We start from the raw sequence: 256 nt of genomic DNA, 5'->3' as shown, positions 1-256 counted from the left end.
GCAACAGCGTCCGCGGTGTCAGTGCCTGCAAGCGGCTCTCCTCCGACCTGGGGCTCCACATGTTCAACGTTGCCAGGGAGAGCAGGTCCGCGGTTCGCTCGTTCCGGAATGCCGAAGAGTTCGAGGTCGCCACCGATCGCAACGAGTTCGAACGGCACTTCCTGCGGGGCAAGCGTGATCGCATCAGGATCTAAGAACTCCAAGGGGACCTCACGTTCTCCGGCACCGAGAGCGTCCTGCGGCGTATCCGCTCGGC

The 256-nt window shown here is 63.7% G+C and carries 1 pseudogene; it reads left to right on the top strand.

What is annotated here, in order from left to right:
* A pseudogene (locus SB754_RS21405) lies at positions 1-194 on the top strand (glutaminase A); the annotation flags it as partial.
* Positions 195-256 lie beyond the last annotated feature (62 nt).

The organism is Leifsonia sp. SIMBA_070, assembly GCF_046534635.1.
Lineage (GTDB): Bacteria > Actinomycetota > Actinomycetes > Actinomycetales > Microbacteriaceae > Leifsonia.
Note: the sequence above shows the minus strand (reverse complement) of the source record. Positions and strands in the feature narration are given on the sequence as shown.